The sequence below is a fragment of the Cupriavidus sp. 96C5-1 genome, from assembly GCF_057798855.1.
The window spans coordinates 1-6,425 of the sequence record NZ_JBYOJU010000051.1; the positions used below are offsets into that span (position 1 = coordinate 1).

A 6,425-nucleotide genomic window follows, 5' to 3' on the forward strand; every position below is an offset into this window, starting at 1 on the left:
AGAGCTGGCGGCGCGCGCTGACCTGGCTGGGCGGCCGCCCAGCCGATGCGCCGATGTACCAGGCATGGCTGGCCAGCCATCCCGACGATGAGGCCATCCGCGCCAAACTGGATGCGATCAAGGCTCCGCAACAACAGCAACAACAGCAACAACGGCAACAACGGCAACAACGGCAACAACGGCAACAACGGCAACAACAAAGCACGCGGGTTGCTAGTGTCACCAGCAACCCGGTGCACCAGCTTGTGCAACAGGGCTTCGGCGCGCTCGACATTGGTGACCTCGGGCGCGCAAGTGAGATTTTCCAGACCGTACTGGTCCAGCGGCCCGAGGACGCCGACGCGCTTGGCGGCATGGGCGTGCTGCGCCTCAAGCAGGAAAAGTTTGCCGAGGCGCTGGATTTTCTCGATCAGGCCGCCAAGCGTGGCGCGGGCGGACGCTACCGCAGCGCGCAGAACAGCGCCACCTACTGGCTGCTGTCCGAGCAGGCCAATGCCGCGCGCGGTGCGGGCAACCGCGCCGAGGCGCGAAGCCTGCTGGAGCGCGCGATCAAGCTGGATCCGCACGAACCTGCCGCCCAGGTGGCGCTGGCCGACGTGATGGCAGAGGAAGGGCAATACGTCCCGGCCGAGGCCGCGTACCGCCGCGTACTCAAGCAGCAGGCCGACAATCCCGACGCCACGCGCGGCCTGGTGGGCGTCCTTGCGGCGCAGAGCAAGAATGCGGAAGCGCTGGCGATCGTGCAGAACCTGACGCCCGCGCAACAGGACAAGGTCGGCTCGCTTGGCAAGCTGCGCGCCGAGGAAGCCCGCGGCCAGGCCCGCGCCGCGCTGCAACGCGGCGACACCGCCAGCGTGCGCCGCGCGCTGGAAGACGCCATGGCGGCCGATCCGTCCAACCCCTGGGTGCGGCTCGATGTGGCGCGCGCCTATGCCTCGATGGGTCTGAAGGAGCAGGCGCGCAGCATCATGGATGGCCTGCAGCGGTCCAACCCCAATATGCCGGACACGCTCTACGCCAGCGCGCTGTTGGCCGCCGAGACCGGCGACTGGCAGGGCGGCCTCGATGTGCTGGAGCGCGTTCCCCCGCAGAACCGCACGCGCGACATGAGCACCCTGCAGCGCCGCCTATGGGTGCACGCCGAGGCGGCGCGCGCCAGCGGGCTCGCCGCGGCCGGCCAGCAGGCTGCCGCGCAGGGCGTGCTGCAACAGGCCGAACGCTACGCCCAGCAGGACGCCGACCAGCTCGGTGCGCTGGCGCTGGCCTATGCCGATGCCGGCGACGAGGCGCGCGCGCTGTCGCTGATGCGTACCGTGATGGGCCGTACCGTGCGCCCGGATACCGGCATGCAGCTGCAATACGCCGCCATCCTGCTCAAGACCAGGCAGGACGTGGAGCTGGCCGGGGTGCTGCGCCAGCTCGCCAACGCCAACCTGAGCCAGGCGCAGCGCCGCGACTACGATGATCTGCGGGCCGTCTATATCGTGCGCCAGGCCGACGCACTGACCGAGAGTGGCGACCTGGCGGCTGCCTATGACATGCTGGCGCCAGCGCTCTCCGAGCGCGGCGGCAGCAGCGCAGTGCGTTCCAGCCTGGCGCGCATGTACGCGCAGGCGGGCGAGAACAAGAAGGCATTGTCGCTGTACGAGAGCGTGCTGGAGAAGGATCCGCGCAATCTCGACCTGATGCTGGCGGCCATCGGCACTGCTACCGCCGCCAAGGAATTCACCTGGGCGGAAGGCACGTTGCAGATGGCGCTGGCGCAGGCGCCCAAGTCGCCCAAGGTGCTGACCGCGGCAGGCCGGCTCTACCGCGCCGAGGGCAATCCCTCGCGCGCGGCGGACTACTTTCGGGAGGCGGTGGCGGCCGAGAACTCGGCTGGCGCATCGACGCCGTTCTCGCGTCCGGACGGTGCCGGTTTCGACCGCGTGCCTTCCAATCCCTTTGCCGGCTTGCCGGAGCAGCGGCCCAGCTCGCAACTGCCGCCGCCGGGCTCACAGGCGCCATACCCGATCATGCCGGGCCCGAGCCGCGCCGCGGCTGGGACGGCGGCGCTGCCGGTGGCAATGAACACGGGCGGGCAGCCCTATGTCCCGGCACCGGTGGCGGCGGGCGGATCAGGGATGGCGCCAGTGCAGCAGCCCGCAGTATATGATCCGCAGCGGGCGCAGGTGCCGGTACAAGCGCCAGCTACCTACTATCCACAACAAACCAGTGCCGCCGCCACTACACCAACCAGGAGCGCGCGCGGCACCAAGACTATCAGCACGCCCCATCCAGCCTATCAGCCCAGTCAGCAGCCTGCGCAGTATCCGGCACAAGTCCAAGCCCAGCATTCAGCTACGCAGCACCCCGCCCAGCCGGCCGCCGCAGCCCCGTATCCGGTAGCGCAGAACGCTGCCGCGGCCGCCGCCCAGGCCTACGCGGCGGCGCCTACGCCCGCCGCGCCGGCGCGCCAGCCGTTTGGCGCGCAGTCTCGCGCACCCTGGCTGGCCGATGCCGATTCGCAGGCAAACCCGACCGGCCCCAAGACCGCGCTGGACGACCTGCGCGACATCGAATCGCAGCGTACCAGCACGCTCGCCGGCGGCCCCACGCTGCGCGCGCGCAGCGGCGATTCCGGCATGAGCCAACTGACCGAGATGCAGGTCATCGCCGAGGGCAAGATGGCCGCAGGCAACGGCAAGCTGGTGGCACGCGTGACGCCGGTGACGCTCGACAGCGGCTCGGTGGGCGGCGACTACAACAGCGCCTCCCGTTTCGGCGGCGGGCCACTGGCGTTCCCGGTTGGCGGCCAGCCGGTCAACCTGTCCGGTGCGCCATTGCGATCCACTTCGGCAGGGTCGCAGAATGCCTTCGGGGCAGCGGTCAGCGTGGCTTACGAGTCCGAGCGCTTCAACGCCGATATCGGCAGCACGCCGCTGGGTTTCCGCTACACCGACGTCAACGCCGGCGCGCGCCTCAACCTGCCGCTGTCCCAGCGCACCACGCTGGGGCTGAGCGCCTCGCGTCGGCCCGTGACGGACAGCCTGCTGTCCTATGCCGGGATGCGCGACGACCGTATCGGCGTGCAATGGGGCGGCGTGATGAATAGTAGCGGGCGCGCCGATCTGGGCTGGGATGATGGTTCCTTCGGCATCTATGGCTATGGTAGTTTCGGTTTGCTGACGGGGCACGACGTCAAACGCAACACGCGCTGGGAAGGTGGCGGCGGTTTCTACCTGCGCTTAATCGATACGACCGATCGTCGCCTGATGAGCGGTGTCAACTTCACCTCGATGGGATATGCAGAAAACCTGCGCTACTTCACCTTCGGCCAGGGCGGTTACTTCAGCCCGCAGACCTATTTTGCCGTGACCGTGCCGCTGTCGCTGGCAGGCCGCAGCGGCCGCCTTGCCTACAATGTGCGCGGCGCGCTCGGCATGCAGTCCTTCCGGGAGAGCAATTCGAACTACTTCCCGACCGATGCCGGGGCACAGGCGGCCGCAGATGCGGCCGCAACAACGGCGAACAAAGCCGGCCTGACCAATTCCACAAGCGGTGCCGTCTACCAAGGCCAGTCCAAGACTGGCCTGGCCTACAACCTGGTTGGCTCGGTCGAGTACCAGGCGGCCTCGCAGCTGTATGTGGGTGGCTTGCTTGGCATCGACAATGCACGCGACTACCGGCAGTGGTACGCCGGTGTGTATGTGCGTTATGCGTTGCAGCGCCAGACAGGGCAGATCGCGTTCCCGCCGACGGCGCCGCGATCCGCGAACGGGCCTCTACCGTTCTGAGGAAAGATGTCCTTCGCCAGGTGCAGGTCAACACTTGGAGCATCGGTCAAGTGGATGTTGAGCTATCTCCGTAGCATGACCAAGTTCCTCGCTGGCTTTGACTTGCATCCAGCGCCTATGTATTCGGACGGCGCTTTCAACCGGCCGTTGCAACGCCCTGAAATGAGGGGGTCGCAACGGAAAAAACAAGCCGTTGCCGCTGTCGTGGTGCGATTCGTCCAGTGTTTGGTTCAGTGGGCCGATAGAGCGTCGGCTTGAAGGAAGACCGACGGCGCTTCGGGAGGGAAATTGCTCAAGGCTTGCCAAGTAAGACGGCGGTCTGGGTCTGGGGTCTGCGCCCTGGGGTCGGGGTGCGCTGGTTCGGGCGAAGGGCGGCATGCCTGATATCGACGATGCGGTGGCGTGCGTCGAGACGCGTGAGACGACCGAAGACTACCAAGCTCGATACCAGGGCGTACGCCGCCGAAGGGGCCGCAATTAGGAAAAGGAGATTTGCCAAGCAAAAGCATGCGCCGGGCAGATCACCGAGTGCGACGACGTCTTACCCCGCACAGGAAGAGGAGTAGTCGAGGATATTGCGCTAATTTGTTAGTTGATGCGTTTTAAAGATAAAAATTAATCGGTCGAGGCCGGCGGCGCTACGCAGAGCTGTCGCATTTTGGATATGACTTGCAGTCGCGAGCGCGCGCCAAGCTGCAACAGAATGGCCGAAACATGCTCCTTGACTGTGTTTTCCGTTAAGCCAAGACGCTGCGCGATGGCCTTGTTGGGCAATCCATCGAGCAGATGGCGCAGCACAGTACCTTGACGGTCTGTGAGGCCGAGGGCCTTCGACTCGATAGTGGTGCTGCCTTGCGCTGGATCGGCGGTCTGATCATGCACGTCGCTCGTTGGGCAGACAGGTGGGCTGCTATCGCCTGCGTGGAATGGCGTCGTCTTCGATAAAAGCTGTGCGCGCGTGCGGGCGCCGAGGCGCTCCAGGATGGCGGAGACATGTTCCTTGACGGTGTTCACTGTCAATCCGAGGCGGCGAGCGATCAGCTTAGTGGGCAAGCCCTCCAGCACCAGGGTGAGCACGACCTGTTGGCGTTCCGTGAGGCGTTGCACATCGGGTTTGATGGGAGCGTGATGCGGCGTCGGTGGGAGCGGCGCGCTATTCGCCTCGCAGCCAGGCCGAGCCGTGGCAGGAGAGGCGCTGACGCCTGGATGGCAAGCGGCCGTATCGCCCGTGGCGGAGGCAACGACTTGGGCCGTCGTTTGGGCAACATTGGCACCAGCCTTCCCGTGAAGTAGTGCAACGCGACGCAGAGCGGCGGGGTGAAAGAGATGGACCGTCTTTGCGCTTTCAACGCGGGTGAACGCGCGGCCGGAGACTCCGTGATCTGTGCGGCCAAGTTCTTGCTGGCGTACGCCACGATCGCGTTGGGGGTTCTGGCTGGGCTGCTGGCGGCTGTCTTCCGCCTGCATCGCATGGATCGCTGTATGGAGTTCCTGGATTTGCGAAACCGAAAGTTTCGGTAGTGTAGTGAGAATGTCCCTAAGCTGCCCGTTCACATCTCTCTCCCGTTTCTTATCCCAGCATCGACTCCGTTGCCGGAATTTCCCCCAAAGCGCGACTTTTGAATAGAGTGAGCAAATAGCCTCTTGATGGGCTTCTACTCTTTTTATAGGTTCAATCACGATACCATGTGAATGTCTTTATTCTATGACTTCTGGCAGAATTTGATCGTTTCAGGAAGTGAAGGAGGAAATGATGAGAACAAAGCGCATCATTCAAGTATGCGCGCCGTCTTTGCGACTCGCCCCAGCAGTGTGGGTGATTGGCGAGCCAATATGACTGAGAGACCAGAGATCCACGCCGAGACGGTGATCGCAAGCGACGCCGACGAACTTTCGGCGCGCTTGCGACCGATCCGAGGGAACGTCGCGATCGAATCGGGGAGGGGAGATCATTTTGACGTGCGGCTGGCGTCGAGTCTCGCCGGGGGAGCAGTGACACATCAAATTCAGACGACAACGGGTGTTCGATTCCGGTTCGACAGTCCGTTTGACGGCTACGCGCTGGTGCTGCTCCACGAGGGCGGGCTGCGGGCCAGGATTGGTCAACAGGAGCGCACTTGGTCGGCAGGCGCTTGCGCAGTTCTGGAAGCGACGCAGGTCAGCCAATGGCAATGGCAGGCCGGCAGCTACGACATGCTGCTGGTCGGCGCAACCGATATCACGCAGCGACTATCGACGCTGCTGGAAGCACCGGTGACGCGTCCGGTGACATTCCAGGCCGAGGTCTCCCCAGAATCGGATGGGGTGAGACTGGGCCGCGCCGTGATGCAGATGATGCAATTGTGCTTTGGCGATGACAGATCCAGGGTGACGGCGATGGCCACGGCGGCCAGCATACGTGATGTTGCCGTGGGGGCCTTCCTGGAGGGCTTGCCGCACAATTACTCCGACAGGCTGCTGGTCAAGACACCGGGACCGTCACCACGGCACGTCAGATCCGCGATCGAGTTCATCCATGCCTATGCGCGGGACAGCATCTTTGTCGAGGATATCGCCAAGGCCGCTGGCGTTAGCGTGCGCGCCCTGCAGGTGGGATTCGCCACCTTCAAGAACACCACGCCAATGGCGTACTTGAAGCGGGTTAGGCTG

3 protein-coding genes and 1 pseudogene are annotated in these 6,425 nt (G+C 64.8%); 2 read left to right on the plus strand and 2 right to left on the minus strand.

Annotated elements, in window-relative coordinates; genetic code table 11:
- On the plus strand, positions 1–3,776 hold a 3,776-nt coding region (locus tag AC3FOF_RS37100), incomplete at its 5' end, for a cellulose biosynthesis protein BcsC (protein WP_488729430.1).
- A gap of 615 nt (positions 3,777–4,391) precedes the next feature.
- Here the strand turns inward: AC3FOF_RS37100 and AC3FOF_RS37105 are convergent.
- Both AC3FOF_RS37105 and AC3FOF_RS37110 read right to left on the minus strand, forming a co-directional pair.
- Positions 4,392–4,658 carry a response regulator transcription factor gene (locus AC3FOF_RS37105; protein ID WP_488729477.1) on the minus strand — a complete coding sequence of 89 codons (267 nt, stop codon included), beginning with the start codon at positions 4,656–4,658 and terminating at the stop codon, positions 4,392–4,394.
- A gap of 42 nt (positions 4,659–4,700) precedes the next feature.
- Positions 4,701–4,907 (minus strand): annotated as a pseudogene (locus AC3FOF_RS37110) (response regulator transcription factor); the annotation flags it as partial.
- A gap of 561 nt (positions 4,908–5,468) precedes the next feature.
- Here AC3FOF_RS37110 and AC3FOF_RS37115 point away from each other — a divergent pair.
- Positions 5,469–6,425 (plus strand): AraC-like ligand-binding domain-containing protein (locus AC3FOF_RS37115; RefSeq protein ID WP_488729431.1); only part of this gene is annotated, 957 nt, incomplete at its 3' end.